The organism is Variovorax sp. 05T418, assembly GCF_056396385.1.
The window spans coordinates 44,897-63,507 of record NZ_JBFTLJ010000013.1; the positions used below are offsets into that span (position 1 = coordinate 44,897).

Sequence of the window (18,611 nt, forward strand, 5' to 3'; positions counted from 1 at the left end):
CCGGGCTACTTTCTCCTGCGGCCCGATGACGCCGGCGGCGCCGAGGTCTGCGAAGGCGCCGCGCCGCCATCCACGCCGAGCCGGCCGCCGCCGCCCAGGCCCTGGCCGCGCACGGTCTGCGCCTTGTAGCTGCGCAGCGAACGCACCATCTGGTTGAAGGCGTCCATGAAGGCCGCGGCAATCACCTTGCCTTGCGGCGTGCGGGTGTAGCCGCCGATGTTGCCGCCGCCGCGCAGGCCGGTCAGCTCGCCGAGGCCCGCGAAGTCGGTCTTGGAGGCGCTGCCCTCCGATGCCGCGACCTGCACGCCCGAGCGGTTGTCGATGAGCGTCAGCAGCGCCGCGGCTTCCTTGGTCTGGAGGCTGGCACCCAGGCTCGCGATGGCGCGGCCGCGGCCACCGCCGACCAGCCCGCCGATGGTGCCGCCGAGTCCGCCCGCGTCGTTGTTGCTGAACACGATCTCGGGCGACAGGCCGTAGTCGGACGCCACCATCTGGCCGCGGCCGAAGTTGCTGCCGCCGCGCATTTCACCCGACTGCATGAGCGCGCGCTCGCGCGTCATCGCGTTCATGCCGGCCGCGCCGCGCTCGACCACCACGAAGCAATTGGACTGCTGCACCAGAAGGCGCAGCAGGTTGGCCGTGGGCGGCAGGCGGTACTCGCCGGTGAGGATGGTGTACCAGCCGGCATTGACGTTCTCGATCAGCGAGACGGTGCCGAGCGGCGAATCGCAGCGCTCGAGCGCGCTGCTCTCACCGGACGTGGCCGAGCCCGCGGCGCTGCCCGTGGCAACGGTCTTGGCCGACTGGCTGCCCATCTGCATGTCGAGCGCGGGCATGTTCTGGCAGCCGGCAAGCGCCAGCAGCGTTGCCGCTGCTGCCATGGCCATGGCCGGTCTCGAGAGCGCGCGCTGCTGGCGTGGCTTGCCTGTGGACTTCTTCATGCGATCCTCCCCCCAATTGGTTGCGAAAGGGCCGGAATGCGGCCCTGCGCAAATTTAGTGGGAAGGCACGATTGCCCACAGTGTCTAAAGTCACTTCTTGCGCCGCTGCGGGTTGTCCGGCTCGCAGCAGCCGCAGGACTCACTTGATGTCGAAGACGCTGATCTTGGTGGTCTGTACCACTTGATGGATCGTGGGTGCATTCGGGTACTGGCCCACAGCCTCGGTGCGCAGCGCAAACCCCCGATACGGGCCCTCCGCGGCAACCCAGTAGACCAGGTCGAAGGTCTGTGTCATGGGCGTAGGAGTGGTGATAGTGGTCACTCCATGCGAGGTGAACTTGCAGGCCGCGAAGGTTCCCACAGCACTCTGGAGGGTCTCGCGGCCCACGTAGGTGTAGGACTTCGTCGTCGTGTTTTCTTCGACGTGGTCGGCGTATTCGTTCTTGGCGGTGTAGGTGAACTCGTAGGTTTGTCCGGGCTCCATGGCGATCGGCTGCCGACTCGGCGGGCTCATCGTCTGGCGGACGTTGCTGCTGGTCATGCCGTAGAACAGCAGGAAGCCGTCCTGAATGGCGTTGTAGTCCATGTTGGTCCCTGCATGGCTGCCGTCGTCCCCATAGAAATCGTACTTCGTCTCCACGGTCGCCGCGCCATTGAACTCCTTGGGTCCCGTGACGGTCCTCACCGTGCGCCGAGGCGGCGTCGCGCCATCCCCGCTGACGGTGTGTTCGAGATCCATGATCGTTCCCGTCCGGAAGAACCCCTCGTTGAAGCAGGGTGCCGAACTGGTGGCCGATGCCACCGCGACGGTGACCGTGATCGTCGCGGCCGCGGACGTGAGCCCGGTGGCATCGGACACGGTGTAGCTGACCACGGTCGGACTGCCGGTGAAGCCGCTCGCGGGAGTGAAGACCACTGCCCCCTCGTTGCCAGCCTGCCAGCTGCCCTCGTTGGGCACCTGCAGGCTGCGCCCGTCGGCGGACAAGGTGGCGCCGGCCGGCGGCTGCACGAAGCGCACCGAATTGCGGTCGAGATTGCCGTCGGCATCCTGGTCGTTGTCGAGCACGTTGATGGTGACGCTGGCGCCGGCCTGGCCGCTGGCGCTGTCATTGGTTGCCACCGGTGCGGTACCGGTGGGGCTGCTCGTGCCGCCAGCAGGGGTGCCAGCACCAGCACCTGGAGTACCCGCGCCGGGAGTACCCGCACCGACAGGAAGCCCACCTGCAAAGCCGCCGCCACCCGAGCCGCCCCCGCCGCATGCCACCACCACCGCTGCGACGGCCACGGCCACCGCACCCATTGCCCATGGATTCTTCTTCATTCGTTTCTCTCCCTGTTGAGTGTCAAAGGGCCGGGATCCCGGCCCTGTGTCAATCTAGGAGAAGCGAAGAAGACGCCATAGTGCCTAAAGTCACTTGTCGCGCCGATGCCATCGCCCGTGGCCCCGATCGCAGCAGTCCGCAAGATCTCACTTGATGTCGAAAACGCTGACCTTGGTGGGCTGCACCACCTGGCGGATCGTGGGTGCATTCGGGTACTGGGCCACAACCTCCGTGCGCAGTTCAAACCCACGATACGGGCCCTCGGCGGCGACCCAGCTGATCTTGTCGAAGGTCTGCGTCGTGGGCGAGGAGGTGATGGGCGTGTCCACCTGATGGGTGGTGAACTTGCAGGCCGAGAAGGTTCCCGCAGCGCTCTGGAGGGTCTCGCGGCCCACGTAGGTGTAGGACGTGGTCGTCGTACCTTCTTCGACGCGGTCGGCGTATTCGTTCCTGGTCGTGTAGGTGAAATCGAAGGTCTGTCCTGGCTCCATGGCGACCGGTTGCCGACGCGGCGGGCTCATCGTCTGCCGGACGTTGCTCCCGGTCATGCCGTAGCTCACCAGGAAGCCGTCCACGAAGGCGTTGTAGCCCATGTTGGTTCCTGCGTAGCTGCCGTCGTCCCCATAGAAATCCGACTTCGTCTCCATGGTCGCCGCGCCATTGAACTCCTTGGGTCCCGTGACGGTGCTCACGACGCGCCGGGGCGGCGTAGCGCCATCTCCGCTGACGGTGAATTCGAAATCCATGGTTGTTCCGGTGTGGAGGAACCCTTCGTTGAAGCAGGCTGCCGAACTGGTGGCCGACGCCACCGTGACGGTGACCGTGATCGTCGCGGCCGCGGATGTGAGCCCGGTGGCATCGGACACGGTGTAGCTGACCACCGTCGGGCTGCCGGTGAAGCCGCTCGCGGGAGTGAACACCACCGCCCCCTCGCTGCCCACCTGCCAGCTGCCCTCGTTGGGCACCTGCAGGCTGCGCCCGTCGCCGGACAAGGTGGCGTCGGCCGGTGGCTGCACGAAGCGCACCGAGTTGCGGTCGAGGTTGCCGTCGGCATCCTGGTCGTTGTCGAGCACGTTGAGGGTGACGCTGGCACCGGCTTGGCCGCTGGCGCTGTCATTGGCTGCTACCGGGGCGGTGCCGGTCGAGTTGCCTGTGCCGCCAGTGGGAGTGCCTGCGCCAGCGCCAGCACCGGGCGTGCCCGTGCCGGCAGGGAGCCCGCCTGCAAAGCCGCCGCCATTCGAGCCGCCCCCGCCGCATGCCACCACCACCGCTGCGACGGCCACGGCCACCGCACCCATTGCCCATGGATTCTTCTTCATTCGTTTCTCTCCCTGTTGAGTGTCAAAGGGCCGCGATCCGGCCCCGTGTCAATTTAGGAGAAGCGAAGAAGACGCCATAGTGCCTAAAGTCACTTGTCGCGCCGATGCGCGCGCCGGTGGCTTGCAGGCGCGAGCTCGGCCATGGCTTGCAGCAGCGTTGCGGCGCTCACGGGCTTGAACAGCACCGGCACGCCCGAGGCGCGTACGCGCTGCAAACGCTCGGGCGCTGTCTCGCCGGTAATCAGAAGCAGCGGTGCATGGAGTTGAAAGCGTTCGCGCAGGCGTTGCCCGACATCGAGTCCGTCCACGCCGTCGGCCAACCGGTAGTCGCACAGCAGCAGTGCGAAGGGCCTGGCTTGCGCATCGGGATGCGTCAATGCTTCGACCGCGGCGGCCTCGTTGGCCACGGCCACCACATCGAGCGAATAGCCTTGCAGCAGTGCCGTCATGGCTTCGCGGATCTCGGACTCGTCGTCGATCAGCAGGACCGGTCCGCGCAGATCGGGCATCGTGAAGCGATGCCGCACGGGCGATTCGAGGTCCTGCAGCAGAAGGTCCGCAGGCGAATCCAGCGATGCCTTGGCCGCCGGGACCACCAGGCGAAAGCAGGTGCCGCGGCCCGGGCGCGAGCGCACCTGCACCGGATGCGCGAGCAGACGCGACAAGCGCTGCACGATCGACAGCCCGATGCCCAGGCCGCGCGAGCGGTCGCGTCCTGGATTGCCGATCTGGTAGAACTCCTCGAAGATGCGTTCCAGCTGCGCGGGCGCAATGCCGATGCCGGTGTCGCGCACTTCGATCCGCACAAGATCGCCGCGCGCGAGTGCCGTCACGGTCACGCCGCCGTGCAGCGTGTACTTCAATGCGTTGTCGACCAGGTTGGAGAGCATGCGGTACAGGAGCTGCGGGTCGCTCTGTACCCACAGCCCGCTGGCGCGAATGCGCAGCTGCAGGTTCTTCTGGTCGGCCTGCGCCGAGAAGGTGTGGTTGAGCGGGCGGAACAGCGCGTCGAGTTCCAGGGCGCATGGATCGGGAACCACCACCCCCGCGTCGAGGCGCGAGATGTCGAGCATGGTGTTGAGCGAGGCACCCAGCGTGTCGACCGCGCGCATCAGGCGCTCGGCATTCTTCACTTCGGGCCGGCCCTCCAGCGCGTTCTCCAGCGCGGCGCCGAACAATGCGATGGCATGCATCGGCTGGCGCAGGTCGTGGCTGGCGGTAGCCAGGAAGCGGGTCTTCTCGGCGCTGGCGCGCTCGGTGGCGGCGATCTGCTCGCTCAGGCGAGCGGCCAGGGCCTCGTTCTCGAAGCGCAGGAGCAGCGATTCGGTCAGCCGCCGGTTCTCCTGCAAGCCGGCGCGGAAGGTGAGCACCAGGTTGACGGTTCCGAAGGCGGCAAGGAACCAGTTCAGCGCGTTGCCGTGCCAGACCAGCGCGGCAATGAGGCCGGTCATCATGGGAATGCCGTATCCGAACATGGCCGGCTTCAGCGGCCATCGCGCCTGCACCGCGCGTGTCCAGCTGCCGATGATGACCACCGTGAACACGGTGGTCATGACCAGGTCCGTCGTCGATACAAGGAACAAGGGCGCCGGCGCCGTGGCGACGCTGACCATCGTGACCAGGCGCGCGTACTTGCGCGCCCAGTAGGGGCTGTCGGCCATCGGCGTGGCGGGGGTCCAGCGCGGTGCGAGCAAGGCGTACAGGTCCACGGCCGCAAGGACGAGCAGCCAGCACAGCAGCAAAGGATGGTCGAGGCGCGAGTAGCTGAAGATGGCCAGCGCGATGGCAAAGCCGAAATGGGCCAGGATCGCCGTGCTGTGGCCGGCGTAGACCGACGCCACATGCTCGCGCAGTATGCGCAGGCCCAGCGCGGCGTCGACCGCCAGGTGCTTCGACACGAGGTCGCTCATCGAATTGCCTCCCTGCAGGGTGGTCCCCGCGTATGTATGTATGTATGTATTTCGCTCCGTACAGGCGGAGCTCAGCGAAAGCTGCTGATCAGCTGCGCACGGGAGCGCACGCCGAACAGCAGGAGGATGGTCGACACGTAGTTCTTGACGGTGCCTTCGCCAAGGCTCGCGGCCTCCGCAATCTCCTTGTTGGTCTTTCCTTCCAATATCCACTGGAGCACCTGCGCCTGCCGCGGGGCGAGCGCCTGCCAGGCTTGGTCACGAGACGACTTGATGGGGCGAACCGAGGGGCTCGCCGGACGGGGCGAGCCGTCGATGGCGTTGCTTCCGAGCAGCCCGCAGGCGCGGATGAAGCTCACCACCTCCTTGAGGTTGGCAGATTTGGGGAGGAAGGCGCTGGCGCCCAGCCCCAGCGCTCCCTGCGCGATCGTGCTCTGGGCAAGCGAGGTGGTGCCGGACCCGGAGAGCGCCACGATGCGCGCGGCCGGATAGCGGGCGCGAAATTCCATCAGGCCACTGAGGCCCTGGGTGTCGGGCAAGGCCAGGTCCAGCAGCACCAGGTCCACGGCATCGCGGACTCTTTCGTACAGGGTCAGGGCGTCGGCGAGATTGCCGGCCTCGAAGACCTCGAGGGTTTCGCCCGAGGGCGAGGACTGTGCTTCCAGCAGCGCGCGCACACCCAGGCGCACCAGGTCGTGATCGTCCACCACCAGGATGGCCCGCGGCGGCCGACCATCGGCAGGAGCGCCGTGTCTGGGCGGGCGGTTCGTTTCGTCGGTACTCACGCCACCGAATCTAGCGATTCCGGGCGCCGGGGTAAGTGAAGAAAGTCACGTTGTTCGTTCGTGCACCTGTTCAATGCTGCAAAACCGCCGGGCTTCGGCACCCCCGAGGCATTGCGTGTTGATTCGTTGACGCTGCTTGACCGCATTTACTTGTTTCCGGGTATTTCCGTACCGCAGGGCGCTGACTAAGCTCGCCCCTGATCCATGTGCGCTGCACCCGGCGCGATCGGACGGTAGAAATGAACGACCTTCCCAACATCATGTTCGCCGCCTTCCCGGCCTTTGCGCTGCTGATGGTGGTCGAGCTTGTGTACTCCCTCAAGGTGCGCGGCGAGCTCTACGACACCCGCGACACCGCCGCCAACGTGCTGCTGGCGATGGGCAACCTGGCCATCGCGCTGGCCAGCGCGGGCCTGATGCTGGTGTTCCTGAGCTGGCTCTATGCGCACCGCTTCTTCACGATGCCGCCCGCGGCGTGGTGGGCCTGGGTGCTGTGCTTTCTGGCGGACGACTTCAGCTACTACTGGTTCCACCGCTTCAGCCACGAGGTGCGCTGGTTCTGGGCTTCGCATTCGGTGCATCACTCTTCCGAGAAATACAACTTCTCGGTGGCCCTGCGCCAGACCTGGACCGGCACGATCAGCGGCTCTTTCTTGTTCTGGGCCTGGATGCCGCTCCTGGGCTTTCATCCCAAGATGATCCTGTTCATGCAGTCGGCGAGCCTGATCTACCAGTTCTGGATCCACACGCAGGCGATCCGGAAGATGCCCGCCGGCTTCGAGGCCGTGTTCAACACGCCGTCGCACCACCGGGTGCATCACGGCAGCGACTTCGACTACCTCGACAAGAACTACGCCGGCACCTTGATGATCTGGGACCGCCTGTTCGGCTCGTTTGCGCTGGAAACCTTCACGCCGCGGTTCGGCCTGACGAAGAACATCGAAACCTTCAACCCGCTGCGGATCGCCTTCCATGAGTGGGCCGGCATTGCCAGGGACCTGCGCAAGGCCCGCAGCCTGTCCGAGGTGGCCGGCTATCTCCTGCAGCCGCCGGGCTGGAGTCCCGACGGCAGTTCCCAGACCACGCGCCAGGCGCGCAGGGCGATGGAGTGACTGGGGAACTTCGATGACTGCAAGAAATGCGGCCCGCAAGGGATGGATGACCGCGGCGCTGGGGGCCGCCCTGGCACTGGGCGGCTGCGCCGGCGGCAGCGATGGCCCGGCGGTGTTCGTGCCGGTGGCCGCCAGCACCGTGCCGGTCGCGGCTGCGTCGCCCTCGGAAACCTATGCGGTGGCCATACCGCCGGCGCAGATCGATGCTGCCGTGGCCAGGCTCGACCAGCTGGCGGCCGACATCATGCGCCGCTCCAGTATTCCGGGCATGGCCGTGGCCGTGGTGAAGGACGGCCGGACGGTATATGCCAAGGGCTTCGGCGTGCGAACGGTGGGCGCGCCCGAACCGGTCGATGCGGACACCGTGTTCCAGCTCGCATCGCTGTCGAAGTCCGTCGGCGCGACCGTCGTGGCGGGGCTCGTGGGCAGGCAGGTGCTGTCCTGGGACACGCCCGTCGCCACGCACTTGCCCGGCTTCAGACTGTCGGACGAGTGGATCACGCAGCAGGTGACGATGGGCGATTTCTTCGCGCACCGCTCGGGGCTCTCGGCGCACGTCGGCGACCAGCTCGAAGACCTGGGCTACGGACGCCAGGACATGCTGGACCGCCTGCGCTACGTGCCGCTCGATGGCTTCAGAACGCGATACGCCTACACCAACTTCGGCCTCACGGCCGGGGCCGAAGCGGCAGCCAGGGCGGCCGGGCTCGACTGGGCGACGCTGTCCGAGCGCACGCTCTACCAGCCGCTGGGCATGGCGTCGACGAGCTCCCGCTTCGCCGATTTCATGCAACGCGGCAACCGCGCCTCGCCCCATGTGAAGACCGAGGCAGGCTACCAGGCACAGTACCAGCGCGACCCCGATGCGCAGTCGCCGGCCGGTGGCGTGAGCGCCAGCGCCAACGACATGGCGCGCTGGATGTCGATGGTCCTGCAGCAGGGCAGCTTCCAGGGCCGCCCGGTGGTCGAGGCCGAGGCCTTGCTGCCCGCGACCAGCGCGCAGATCGTCTCGTCGCCGTCCCGCAACCCGAACGAGCGCGCGGGCTTCTACGGCTATGGCTTCAATGTCGGGACCTCGCCTTCGGGGCGGGTCAAGCTCTCGCATTCGGGCGCCTTCCTGCTGGGGGCGGGCACGGCCTTCTCGATGATTCCATCGGCGGGTGTCGGCATCGTCACGCTCACCAACGCGGCGCCGGTGGGCGCTGCCGAGGCCATGAATGCCGCCTTCGACGACCTGGTCGAGTTCGGCGCGCTCACGCGGGATTGGTACGAGGCCTATGCACCGCTGATGCAGGGCCTGTACGCGCCCGAGGGCACGCTGGCCGGCCAGCCGCCGCCGGCGCAACCCGTGGCGCCGCTCGGCAGCAATGCCTACACCGGCATCTACGCCAACAGCTACTACGGCAATGCCGTGGTGGAAACCGCCGGCAGCGGCCTGGTCCTGAAGATGGGGCCGGGCGGCGCCAGGCGCTTTGCGCTGCGCCACTGGAGCGGCAACACCTTCGTCATCGACCTGTCGGGCGAGAGCGCCACGCCGGGGTCCATCTCGAGGATCGATTTCAGGCCCGGCGTCTCGGGCCTGTCGGACAGCGTGCAGATGGAGTTCTACGCCGAGGACACGACGCACGGCGTGTTCACGAGGATGCCTGTCCAGTGATGAGCCGGTGCGGCACCGGCGGCTCGAACGCGCGGATCGGCGCATCGCGCCCTACCACCCGATCACCTCATCGCAGCCCCCAAAGGCCGCCGGCATGTCCTTGAAGTGGGGCAGCCCGTCCTTCACTGGCGCCACGGCCCGCTGGCAGTGGATGTGAAAGGCCGGCTTGAAGAGTTCGGGCGGCAGGAGGAAGCCGCTCACACCCCGCACACCCATCCCCGGCGGCTCGCCGAACAACAGCGTGCCGCAATGGGCGCAGCGGGTGCGCGGCGTGGTCCTGTAGGTCCAGGTGGCTGTGTCGTCTCCCGACACGGTCGCGCCGCCCGCCGGGAACAGCGCCAACGGCGCGTACGCGCCACCGGTCACGGCGCGGCAGTCCTCGCAGTGGCAGTGGAACTGCGCCACTGGCGCCTCGCTCAGGTGGAGCCGCACCTTGCCGCAGCGGCAGTCGACGGTGGTGGGTTGCATGGCTGTCTCCTCAGGTTGCCAGGGTTTCGTGCCAGAAGCCGAAATCGGCCTGGCCGTCCAGGAAGGTCTGCGCCGTCTGCATGAAGGCTTGCATGTGCGGCTGCTGCATGTGCGGGCCGGTAAAGGCCGCTTCGCTGGCCCACTGTTCCACGATCAGCCAGCGGTTCGGGGCCCTGGCGTCCTCATGCACGCGGATGCCGAGGCAGGCCGGCTCGAGCGCCATCACCTGCCGGATCACTGCCCGCAGCTCCCGCCGGGCCAGCTCCAGCTTGTCGGGCTGGATGGTGCAGGTGATCACGACAGTGACGGGTTGGGTGCCGGTTTGGCTGCTGTGCATGTGCATTCCTTGATATCTGCTCACGAATGGAGGACATTCTGTGCCGCGCCAACCAATGGCGGCAAACGATGATTTGTCAATTACTTGTGAGCCAAAATCAACCATGCCGGATACACCCGCGAAGCTCCCGCCGCTGACCGCCTTGCCCTGTTTCGACGCTGCGGCCCGGCACCTGAGCTTCACCAAGGCCGCCGAAGAGCTGCATCTCACGCCGGGCGCCATCAGCCGCGCCGTGAAGCACCTCGAGCAGCAACTCGACGTGCAGCTCTTCGAGCGCGGCACGCGCTCCGTGCGCCTCACCGAAGTGGGCGAGCCCTACGCCAAGGCCGTGCGCGATGTGCTGGACCAGCTCGCTGCGGCAACCGCCGCCGCCACGGCCCGCCTGTCCGGCAGCACGCTCAACGTCAGCACCTCGGACGGTTTCGCCGGCCGCTGGCTGGTGCCTCGCCTGTACCGCTTTCGCCAGGCTCACGGCGACATCGACGTGCGCGTTTCCACCACCGGCCGCCTCGCCAGCTTTCACGGTGACGGCATCGACGTCGCCATCCGCTATGGCGCCGGCAACTACCCCGGCCTCACGGCCGAGTGGCTGGCCGACGAAGAGGTCTTCCCCGTGTGCAGCCCCCGGCTGCTGAAAGGCCCGCACGCCCTGCGCAAGCCCGCCGACCTGCGCCACCACACCCTCATCCGCGACGGCTATCCCATCGCTTGGGCGGACTGGCTCGAGCGCGCCGGCGTCAAAGGCATCGATGCCCGAAGCGGCCTCGCCTTCGACTCCTACACCTTCGCCGTGCAAGCGGCGGTGCAAGGCGAAGGGGTGGTCCTGGGGCGCACCATGCTTGTCGCCGACGACCTGGCCGCCGGCCGCCTGGTGCGGCCGTTCAAGCAGGCGCTGAAGGCCTTTTCAAGCTTCTACCTTGTCTATCCGCCGGAGGCCATGCGGCAGCGGAAGGTGAAGGCGTTCAAGGAGTGGCTGTTGGAGGAGATGCGCAACAGCGTCTAGCGGTGCTGGCCTCGCAGATCCGCCCGAAGGCGCCCCGCCGCAGAAGCGCTACATTGCATGCGCCATGGACCGCCTCGAAAACATTGAGACCTTTGTAAGGGTCGCGCAGACCCAGAGCTTCGCCGAGGCCGCGCGCCAGCTGCGGGTCTCCAAGTCGGTCGTGACCAGCCGCGTGAAGCAGCTGGAAGACCATGTCGGCGCGCCGCTGTTCCACCGCAGCACGCGCGTGGTGCGGCTCAGCGATGTCGGGCAGGCCTTCCTGCGCGACTGCGTCGAGCTGGTCGGCCGGGCCAACGACATCATGGACCAGATGCGCGACGCCAAGGACGGACCCACCGGCACCTTGCGCGTGCATGCGCTCACCGGCTTCGTGCTCGGGCATTTCGCGACGCTGCTGCGGGCCTTCCAGTCGAGCTTTCCGGACATCCACCTCGAACTCATCGTGAGCGATGCGGTGGTCGATCCGGTGAAGGCGGGGGTGGACTGCGCGCTTCAGATCTTTCCGGCAGCCTCGACCGAGCTGGTGTCGCGCTCGCTGTTCCCGGTGCGCCGCGTGTTCTGCGCCACGCCCGAGTACCTGCGCGCGCACGGCAGGCCCGCGAGCCCGCGCGAGCTGCACAAGCACACGCTCGGCCTGTACTCGGGCTACCCGACGCGCGACCGCTGGACCTTCCACCACGGCGGCGAGCAGGTGACGATGTACATGAGCGCCGCACTGCTCACCAACAGCGTCCACCTGCTGCGCGAATACGCCATGGAGCATGCCGGCATCGTCTGCCTGCCGACGCTGGTGGCGGGCGAGGCGATCCTGTGCGGCGAGCTGGAGGTGGTGCTGCCGGCGCACCAGCTCTCGTCGTTCTCGCTGAGCGCGGTGTATGCGGGCACCTCGCGCAATGCGTTCAAGCTGCGGCTCTTCATCGAGCACCTGACCCATGCCTTCTCCAAGGTGCCGCCGTGGGACGCGGCCATGATCGAACGGGGCCTGCTGCCGCCCAGCCTGATCTGGGACGCCTGAGGCGGGCGCGGCCCGTTCCGGGGGTAAACCCTGCGCATTGAACGGATTCGCCGAACAATGCGGACCGCGTTTCGGGCCTACCGCCCGTGCCGCGCGTTTCCTACAGTGCGTACATCGCAGCGCCAGGCTGCATCGTCCAGCACTTCAGGAGACATCCATGACCGTTGCCTACCAGACCCGCTTCGGGTCGCTCAAGCACTTCGAGAAGGGGCACGTCGAGCCGATCGACGACGACGTGCGCCACTACGCGTTCTCCAACTGCTTCGAGATCGCCAGCATCAGCCGGCCGTACGAGAAGGTCGTGTTCGGCCAGAACCAGATCTACGTGCTGGAAACGCTGCGCGCCGAAGGCACCTCGCCCTGGTACACCAGCGCGCACGACGAATTCGCGCTGGTGATGGACGGCGAGGTCGAAGTGCACCTCGTGCAGCTCGATGCCGGCCAGGCCGTGGCCGACAAGGACAAGAACGGCGCGGTGCTCGTGCAGGGCGAGCCCAGGGGCAGGAAGATGGGCTGGATGAAGCTCTCGCGCGGCCACCAGGGCCTGCTGCCGAAGAACACGGCCTACCAGTTCCGCGCAGCCGGCGACCCCGGCGTGATCGTGCTGCAGACCTGCAAGGGCGATCTGTCTGTCGAGAAGTGGGCCGACATCTGCCAGACGCAATGAACGCATCCAGGAGCCACACCATGAACGCACCCGCAGAACTCGCCAAGGTCATTGCGTCGCAGCCCGACGCCACGCTCGGCTACAAGGATTTTTCTCTCGGCAGCTTCGGCTTTCGCCGCGACGAGTATTTCGTCCACATCACCTGGAAGACCCGCGACGGCCGTCCCATGAGCCACACCATGGACGCCGGCAGCTACCTGCGCGCGCTGATGCGCGACGTGGCCTGGGGCTTCTTCTACGGCTGGGTCAACTTCGACAACGTGTTCGGCACCATCAACCACTACGACTCGGTCGACCTGTACGCCGGGAGCTTCAACGGCACCATGAAGGACGCGGGCATCGACCTGCTCGAGAACTTTCCCACGGCGCAGATCCGCGCCACCTTCGAGGCCATGCTCGACGACTGGACCAACGAGAGCTTCGACCCGTTTGCCGCGCCGCAGGAAACCGGCTCGCCCTATGGCCGCAAGAGCGGCAACAACACCGCCAAGATCACCCGGGCGCGCGAGCTGGCCAAGCGCTGCGTGGGCCTGAAGGGCGACCTCGACCTGCGCAGCGATGCGCGAGGCGCGCCGGTCAACCGCGCCTTTGCCGACGTGCCGCAGGCCCAGCCCGAGCTGCACCCCGAGCCCGGCTTCGAGAACGAGGTGCACGCCTTCAACCTGTTCGGCTTCCTGAGCCGTTCGCAGGTTACCTGGAACCCGAGCTTCACCTCGGTGGTGAAGCACAGCTACATGTGCCCGACGACCGAGGAGCACATCCTGCCGATCATCCACGGCAACGACCGCGTCGAGTGGTTCTTCCAGATGACCGACGAGATCCACTGGGATTGCGGCGACAAGAACACCGGCCGTCCCATGGCCCGCGTGATCATGAAGGCCGGCGACATGGCCGCCATGCCCGCCTACTGCCGCCACCAGGGCTTCAGCCCCAAGCGCTCGATGCTGCTGGTGTGGGAGAACGGCTCGCCGAGCCTGGTGTACGAGATCCAGAAGGGCGAGAGCCCGGAGATTCCGGTCGAGTTCTGAATGGCCCCCTCTCCCGCGAGCGGGAGAGGGCTGGGGTGAGGGTGGCGTCCGTGCCGCCGCCGCCCCCTCACCCCCACCCTCTCCCCAAGGGGCGAGGGAGAAATGCAAAGACATGAAGCCCAATGACATTGCCGCTGCGGCAGGCCTGCGTACGCCCATCCGCCACCAGCTCTTCATCGACGGCCGCTTCGTCGACGCCGAATCCGGCGAGACCCTGGCCACGCTCAACCCGCACGACAACACGCCCATCGCCCATGTCGCGCTGGCCGGCAAGGCCGATGTCGACAAGGCCGTGGCCGCCGCCAGGCGTGCGGTCCCGAAGTGGAGCCGCATGGCCGCCGCCGACCGCGGCCGCATCCTACTGAAGCTTGCGGACCTGATCGAGGCCCACGGCGAAGAACTCGCGCGGCTCGAGTCGCTCGACACCGGCCATCCGATCCGCGACTCGCGCCGGCTCGACGTGCCGCGCACCGCCGCGTGCTTTCGCTACTTCGGCGGCATGGCCGACAAGTTCCAGGGCGAGACGATTCCGGTGGAAGAGGGCTTTCTCAACTACACGCTGCGCGAGCCGGTCGGCATCGTCGGGCAGGTGGTGCCGTGGAACTTCCCGCTCATGTTCACGAGCTGGAAGATGGCGCCCGCGCTCGCGGCCGGCAACTGCATCGTGATGAAGCCGGCCGAGATCACGCCGCTCAGCTCGCTGCGCATCGCGGAGCTCATGGCCGAGGCGGGCGTTCCGCCCGGCGTGGTCAACATGCTGCCGGGCCTTGGCAGCGTGGCGGGCCAGTACATCGCCGAGCATCCGGAGATCGCCAAGATCGCCTTCACCGGCAGCACCGCCACCGGCCGGCGCATCGTGCAGGCCAGCGCGGGCAACCTCAAGAAGGTGCAGCTCGAGCTCGGCGGCAAGGGGCCCAACATCGTGTTCGAGGATGCGAACCTGCAGGCTGCCGTGAACGGCAGCGCCTGGGCCATCTTCCACAACCAGGGGCAGGCCTGCATCGCGGGCTCGCGGCTGATGCTGCACGAGAAGATCGCCGATGCGTTTCTCGAACAGTTCATCCCGCTCGCGCAGTCGATCCGGCTGGGCAACCCGCTCGACGAGAACACCGAGATGGGCCCGCTCACCAGCGCCCAGCACCGCGACCGCGTGCTGGCCTATGTCGAGGTTGCGCAGGGCCAGGGCGGCGAGGTGCTGGCTGGCGGCACCTCGCCCGGCGGCGATCTTGCACAGGGCTGCTACGTCGCGCCGACCGTGGTGCGTGCGAAGTCCTACCAGGACCGCGTCGCACAGGAAGAAGTGTTCGGCCCCTTCGTCACAGTGCTCACCTTCAAGAGCGACGAGGAGGCGATGCAGATCGCCAACGGCACCGACTACGGCCTGGGCAGCGGCCTGTGGACGAACAACCTGCAGCGCGCCCACAAGGTGGCGCGCGACCTGCACGCCGGCATGGTCTGGATCAACAGCTACAAGCGCGTGAACCCCGGCTCGCCCTTCGGCGGCGTGGGCCAGAGCGGCTATGGCCGCGAGATGGGCTTCGACGCCATGCGCGAGTACACGCAGGTCAAGAGCGTGTGGGTCAACGTCGACGCGCAGATTCCGCCGCACTTCGTGCGCTGAGTTTTTTATCCATCAACCCACCGGCACACACGATGTCTTTTCCGATCCTTTCCCGGGCGCTGGCCGCCTGCATGCTGCTGCTGCTGGGCGCCGCGGCCCAGGCCCAAGCCCAGGCCCAAGCCCAGGCGCCGGCCTGGCCCGCCAAGCCCGTGCGGCTGGTCGTCGGTTTCCCGCCGGGCGGCATCGTCGACACCGTCGCGCGCCAGCTGCAGCCGCGCCTGCAGGCCGCGCTCGGCCAGACCGTGATCGTCGACAACCGCAGCGGCGCCGGCGGCACGCTGGCAGCGGCCGAGGTGGCGCGCGCGGCGCCCGACGGCCACACGCTGCTGATGGTGTTCGACAGCTACGCCACCTATCCGCTGGTCTATCCGAAGCTGAGCTTCGACATCGCCAAGGACCTGCAGCCCGTGACCCAGGTCGCGAGCAATCCGCTGGTGCTGGTGGTCAACCCGAAGGTGCAGGCCAAGGACTTCCAGCGCTTCGTCGGTCTGCTCAAGGCGCAGCCCGGCGGCCTCAACTACGCGAGCGTCGGCCCGGGGTCGAGCAACCATCTCACGGCCGAATATTTCAAGGCCGTGAGCGGCACCTTCGTCACGCACATTCCCTACCGCGGCGGTGGCCCGGCCCAGCAGGACCTGCTGGGCGGACAGGTCGAGATGATGTTCCTTTCGGCCGTGCTGGCGCAGCCGCACGTCAACGCCGGCCGGCTGCGCGCCCTGGCGCAGACCGGCGCCCAGCGCGCCCCCGCCTATGCCGAGGTGCCGACCGTGGCCGAGAGCGGCTATCCGGGCTTCGAGGTGAACTCCTGGGTCGGGCTGCTCGCCCCGGCCGGTACGCCGCGCGCCGTGGTCGACCGGCTGCAGGCCGAAGTGCGCAAGGCCGTGACCGAGCCGGCCTTCCAGCAGCGGCTGCGCGAGCAGGGCCTGACGGGCATCGCCAACACGCCCGAGCAGTTCGCCGCCGTGCTGCGCACAGAGCAGGACAAGTGGACCCGCCTGGTGCGCGAGCGCCGCCTGAGCCTGGAATAGGCAGGCCGGAGGAACGCGCCATGCACGACTTCATCCACACCACCCATCCGCAGCGCGTGGTGTTCGGCGCCGGCTCGCTGCGCCACCTGGCGCGCGAGATCGATGCGCTGGGGGCGAAGCGGGCGCTGGTGCTCTGCACGCCCGAGCAGCGGCCGCAAGCCGAGCGCGTGGCGGCCTCGCTCGGCGCGCAGGCGGCCGGCCTGTTCGACCGCGCCGTGATGCATGTGCCCGTCGAGACCGCACGCGAGGCGCGCGAGCTGGCGCGCCGGCTCGGCGCCGACTGCGCCGTGGCGCTCGGCGGCGGCTCCACCACGGGGCTGGGCAAGGCCATTGCGCTGGAAGCGGGGCTGCCGATCGTCGCCGTTCCCACCACCTACGCAGGCAGCGAGATGACGCCGATCTACGGCCTCACCGAGAACGGCCTGAAGAAGACCGGCAAGGACCCGCGCGTGCTGCCGCGCACCGTGATCTACGACCCCGAGCTGTCGCGCACGCTGCCCGTGGGCCTGAGCGTGACCAGCGGCATCAACGCCATCGCGCATGCGGCCGAAGGCCTCTATGCGCAGGACAGCAATCCGGTGATGGACCTGATGGCGGAGGAGGGCATCGCCGCGCTCGCACGCGCGCTGCCGGCCATCCGTGCGCAGCCCGGCGACCTGGCGGCGCGCTCCGATGCGCTCTACGGCGCGTGGCTGTGCGGCAGCGTGCTCGGCGCGGTGGGCATGGCCTTGCACCACAAGCTCTGCCACACGCTGGGCGGCAGCTTCAACCTGCCGCATGCCGAAGTGCACACGGTGGTGCTGCCGCACGCGCTCGCATTCAATGCGCCGGCCGCGCCGCGCGCCATGGCGCGCATCGCGCGCGCGCTCGGCGGCGTGTCGGCGCCGGCGGCGGTCTACGCATTGGCGCGGGGCAACGGCGCGCCCGTGGCACTCAAGGACATCGGCATGCGCGCCGCCGACCTCGACCGCGCGGCCGACATCGCCGTCGCCAATCCGTACTGGAATCCGCGGCCCTTCGGCCCGGCCGAGCGCGGCGAGATCCGCGCGCTGCTGCAGCGCGCCTTCGACGGCGAGCCGCCGGCATAGGCGCAGCACGCGCACAGAGAAACCCACACGAACAACGAAGGAGACAGCCATGACATTCAACCGCAGACAGTTCACGCAGGCCGCCGCCGCGCTTGCCGCCACGGGCGCCGCGCCGCGGGTGTTCGCCGCCGACACGCTCAAGATCGGCTACGTGTCGCCGCAGACCGGGCCGCTCGCGCCCTTCGGCGAGGCCGACAAGTGGGTGATCGAGCAGATGAAGGCCGCCTTCAAGGACGGCCTCAGCGTAGGCGGCAAGAAGTACGCCGTGCAGATCGTGCTGAAGGACAGCCAGTCGAACCCCAACCGCGCGGGCGAGGTCGCGAACGACCTGATCCTCAAGGACAAGGTCGCGCTCGTGCTCACGGCAGGCACGCCCGAGACCGCCAACCCGGTGAGCGACGCCTGCGAACTCAACGAGGTGCCGTGCATCTCCAGCGTGGTGCCGTGGCAGCCCTGGTTCTTCGGCCGCAAGGGCGACCCGGCCAAGGGCTTCAACTGGACCTACCACCTGTTCTGGGGGCTCGAGGACGTCATCGCCAACTTCACCAACGGCTGGAAGACCGTGGCCACCAACAGGAAGGTCGGCGGCCTGTTTCCCAACGATGGCGACGGCAACGCCTGGGGCGACAAGGAACTGGGCTTTCCGAAGCCGCTCGCGCAGATGGGCTTCACGCTCACCGACCCCGGCCGCTTCCAGAACGGCACGCAGGACTTCAGCGCGCAGATCGCGGCCTTCAAGCGCGACAACGTCGAGATCGTCACCGGCGTGGTGATCCCGCCCGATGCCAAGACCTTTCTCACGCAGGCGCGGCAGCAGGGCTTCAAGCCCAAGGTGATCACACTCGGCAAGGCGCTGCTGTTCCCGGGCGCGATCGAGGCGCTGGGCGACCTGGGCGACGGCCTCTCGACCGAGGTGTGGTGGAGCCCCTCGCATCCGTTCACGTCCAGCCTCACGCAGCAAAGCGCAAAGGCGCTGGCCGAGGCCTACGAGGCCGGTGCGAAGAAGCAGTGGACGCAGCCCATCGGCTTCGCGCATGCGCTGTTCGAGGTGGCGGCGAACGCGCTGTCGCGTGCCAAGTCGCTGAAGGCCGGCGACGTGCGCGATGCGGTCGCATCGACTTCCATCGATTCCGTGGTCGGCCCGGTGAAGTGGGGCGGACCGGGCCCGTTCAAGAACGTCAGCAAGACGCCGCTGGTGCTCGGCCAGTGGGGCAAGGGCAAGAAGTACAAGGTCGAGCTCAGCATCGTGAACAACGAAGCGGCCAAGGGCATTCCGGCCGGCGGCACGCTGCGGCTGCTCTGAAGAACGC

At 67.8% G+C, this 18,611-nt stretch carries 17 protein-coding genes; 10 read left to right on the forward strand and 7 right to left on the reverse strand.

Annotated elements, in window-relative coordinates:
- Positions 1 to 5 precede the first annotated feature (5 nt).
- The 5 genes from AC1DMS_RS23485 to AC1DMS_RS23505 all read right to left on the reverse strand — a co-directional run bounded on the left by AC1DMS_RS23485 (position 6) and on the right by AC1DMS_RS23505 (position 6,277).
- Positions 6 to 941, reverse strand: coding sequence for a peptidoglycan-binding protein (locus AC1DMS_RS23485; protein ID WP_015866141.1), 936 nt, complete (start codon positions 939 to 941; stop codon positions 6 to 8).
- Between the two features lie 139 nt (positions 942 to 1,080).
- Positions 1,081 to 2,262 carry an Ig-like domain-containing protein gene (locus tag AC1DMS_RS23490; protein ID WP_015866142.1) on the reverse strand — a complete coding sequence of 394 codons (1,182 nt, stop codon included), beginning with the start codon at positions 2,260 to 2,262 and terminating at the stop codon, positions 1,081 to 1,083.
- Between the two features lie 147 nt (positions 2,263 to 2,409).
- Entirely contained in the window at positions 2,410 to 3,582 is a 1,173-nt protein-coding gene (locus AC1DMS_RS23495; protein ID WP_015866143.1) for an Ig-like domain-containing protein, read from the reverse strand.
- Between the two features lie 89 nt (positions 3,583 to 3,671).
- Entirely contained in the window at positions 3,672 to 5,492 is a 1,821-nt protein-coding gene (locus tag AC1DMS_RS23500) for an ATP-binding response regulator (RefSeq protein ID WP_015866144.1), read from the reverse strand.
- Positions 5,493 to 5,563: 71 nt separating this feature from the next.
- Positions 5,564 to 6,277, reverse strand: coding sequence for a response regulator transcription factor (locus AC1DMS_RS23505; RefSeq protein ID WP_049826218.1), 714 nt, complete (start codon positions 6,275 to 6,277; stop codon positions 5,564 to 5,566).
- Positions 6,278 to 6,516: 239 nt separating this feature from the next.
- Between AC1DMS_RS23505 and AC1DMS_RS23510 the strand changes: the two genes are divergently transcribed.
- Entirely contained in the window at positions 6,517 to 7,389 is an 873-nt protein-coding gene (locus tag AC1DMS_RS23510) for a sterol desaturase family protein (RefSeq protein WP_015866146.1), read from the forward strand.
- A 13-nt stretch (positions 7,390 to 7,402) separates the two neighbouring features.
- Positions 7,403 to 9,046 carry a serine hydrolase gene (locus tag AC1DMS_RS23515; RefSeq protein WP_478181870.1) on the forward strand — a complete coding sequence of 548 codons (1,644 nt, stop codon included), beginning with the start codon at positions 7,403 to 7,405 and terminating at the stop codon, positions 9,044 to 9,046.
- Between the two features lie 51 nt (positions 9,047 to 9,097).
- Here AC1DMS_RS23515 and AC1DMS_RS23520 read toward each other — a convergent pair whose 3' ends face one another.
- Positions 9,098 to 9,514, reverse strand: a complete 417-nt coding sequence (locus AC1DMS_RS23520; RefSeq protein ID WP_015866148.1) for a GFA family protein — start codon at positions 9,512 to 9,514, stop codon at positions 9,098 to 9,100.
- Positions 9,515 to 9,524: 10 nt separating this feature from the next.
- Entirely contained in the window at positions 9,525 to 9,851 is a 327-nt protein-coding gene (locus tag AC1DMS_RS23525; RefSeq protein ID WP_015866149.1) for a putative quinol monooxygenase, read from the reverse strand.
- 103 nt (positions 9,852 to 9,954) lie between these two features.
- Here AC1DMS_RS23525 and gcvA point away from each other — a divergent pair, with 103 nt between their 5' ends.
- From gcvA to AC1DMS_RS23565, 8 genes are all read left to right on the forward strand, one after another.
- Positions 9,955 to 10,854, forward strand: a complete 900-nt coding sequence (gene gcvA, locus AC1DMS_RS23530) for a transcriptional regulator GcvA (RefSeq protein ID WP_478181871.1) — start codon at positions 9,955 to 9,957, stop codon at positions 10,852 to 10,854.
- Between the two features lie 64 nt (positions 10,855 to 10,918).
- Positions 10,919 to 11,869, forward strand: a complete 951-nt coding sequence (locus AC1DMS_RS23535) for a LysR family transcriptional regulator (RefSeq protein WP_478181872.1) — start codon at positions 10,919 to 10,921, stop codon at positions 11,867 to 11,869.
- 157 nt (positions 11,870 to 12,026) lie between these two features.
- A complete protein-coding gene (locus AC1DMS_RS23540) occupies positions 12,027 to 12,536 on the forward strand; it encodes a cupin domain-containing protein (protein ID WP_278879520.1) in 510 nt (169 codons plus the stop codon).
- A gap of 20 nt (positions 12,537 to 12,556) precedes the next feature.
- Positions 12,557 to 13,564, forward strand: coding sequence for a hypothetical protein (locus AC1DMS_RS23545; protein ID WP_015866153.1), 1,008 nt, complete (start codon positions 12,557 to 12,559; stop codon positions 13,562 to 13,564).
- A 157-nt stretch (positions 13,565 to 13,721) separates the two neighbouring features.
- Positions 13,722 to 15,185, forward strand: a complete 1,464-nt coding sequence (locus AC1DMS_RS23550) for an aldehyde dehydrogenase family protein (protein ID WP_478181886.1) — start codon at positions 13,722 to 13,724, stop codon at positions 15,183 to 15,185.
- Between the two features lie 32 nt (positions 15,186 to 15,217).
- On the forward strand, positions 15,218 to 16,213 hold the full coding sequence (locus AC1DMS_RS23555) for a tripartite tricarboxylate transporter substrate binding protein (RefSeq protein WP_478181873.1): 996 nt from the start codon (positions 15,218 to 15,220) through the stop codon (positions 16,211 to 16,213).
- Between the two features lie 20 nt (positions 16,214 to 16,233).
- Positions 16,234 to 17,301 (forward strand): maleylacetate reductase, encoded by a 1,068-nt coding sequence (locus tag AC1DMS_RS23560; RefSeq protein ID WP_062365215.1) that lies wholly within the window; start codon positions 16,234 to 16,236, stop codon positions 17,299 to 17,301.
- A 49-nt stretch (positions 17,302 to 17,350) separates the two neighbouring features.
- Entirely contained in the window at positions 17,351 to 18,604 is a 1,254-nt protein-coding gene (locus AC1DMS_RS23565; protein WP_478181874.1) for an ABC transporter substrate-binding protein, read from the forward strand.
- Positions 18,605 to 18,611 lie beyond the last annotated feature (7 nt).

What these genes read in the sequence shown, in the direction of transcription:
- AC1DMS_RS23540 (WP_278879520.1), top strand. Translation starts at nt 12,027, where the DNA reads ATGACCGTTGCCTACCAGACCCGCTTCGGGTCGCTCAAGCACTTCGAG.
- AC1DMS_RS23555 (WP_478181873.1), top strand. Translation starts at nt 15,218, where the DNA reads ATGTCTTTTCCGATCCTTTCCCGGGCGCTGGCCGCCTGCATGCTGCTG.
- AC1DMS_RS23490 (WP_015866142.1), bottom strand. Translation starts at nt 2,262, where the DNA reads ATGAAGAAGAATCCATGGGCAATGGGTGCGGTGGCCGTGGCCGTCGCA.
- gcvA (WP_478181871.1), top strand. Translation starts at nt 9,955, where the DNA reads ATGCCGGATACACCCGCGAAGCTCCCGCCGCTGACCGCCTTGCCCTGT.
- AC1DMS_RS23495 (WP_015866143.1), bottom strand. Translation starts at nt 3,582, where the DNA reads ATGAAGAAGAATCCATGGGCAATGGGTGCGGTGGCCGTGGCCGTCGCA.
- AC1DMS_RS23520 (WP_015866148.1), bottom strand. Translation starts at nt 9,514, where the DNA reads ATGCAACCCACCACCGTCGACTGCCGCTGCGGCAAGGTGCGGCTCCAC.
- AC1DMS_RS23565 (WP_478181874.1), top strand. Translation starts at nt 17,351, where the DNA reads ATGACATTCAACCGCAGACAGTTCACGCAGGCCGCCGCCGCGCTTGCC.
- AC1DMS_RS23545 (WP_015866153.1), top strand. Translation starts at nt 12,557, where the DNA reads ATGAACGCACCCGCAGAACTCGCCAAGGTCATTGCGTCGCAGCCCGAC.
- AC1DMS_RS23515 (WP_478181870.1), top strand. Translation starts at nt 7,403, where the DNA reads ATGACTGCAAGAAATGCGGCCCGCAAGGGATGGATGACCGCGGCGCTG.
- AC1DMS_RS23500 (WP_015866144.1), bottom strand. Translation starts at nt 5,492, where the DNA reads ATGAGCGACCTCGTGTCGAAGCACCTGGCGGTCGACGCCGCGCTGGGC.
- AC1DMS_RS23560 (WP_062365215.1), top strand. Translation starts at nt 16,234, where the DNA reads ATGCACGACTTCATCCACACCACCCATCCGCAGCGCGTGGTGTTCGGC.
- AC1DMS_RS23510 (WP_015866146.1), top strand. Translation starts at nt 6,517, where the DNA reads ATGAACGACCTTCCCAACATCATGTTCGCCGCCTTCCCGGCCTTTGCG.
- AC1DMS_RS23535 (WP_478181872.1), top strand. Translation starts at nt 10,919, where the DNA reads ATGGACCGCCTCGAAAACATTGAGACCTTTGTAAGGGTCGCGCAGACC.
- AC1DMS_RS23485 (WP_015866141.1), bottom strand. Translation starts at nt 941, where the DNA reads ATGAAGAAGTCCACAGGCAAGCCACGCCAGCAGCGCGCGCTCTCGAGA.
- AC1DMS_RS23525 (WP_015866149.1), bottom strand. Translation starts at nt 9,851, where the DNA reads ATGCACAGCAGCCAAACCGGCACCCAACCCGTCACTGTCGTGATCACC.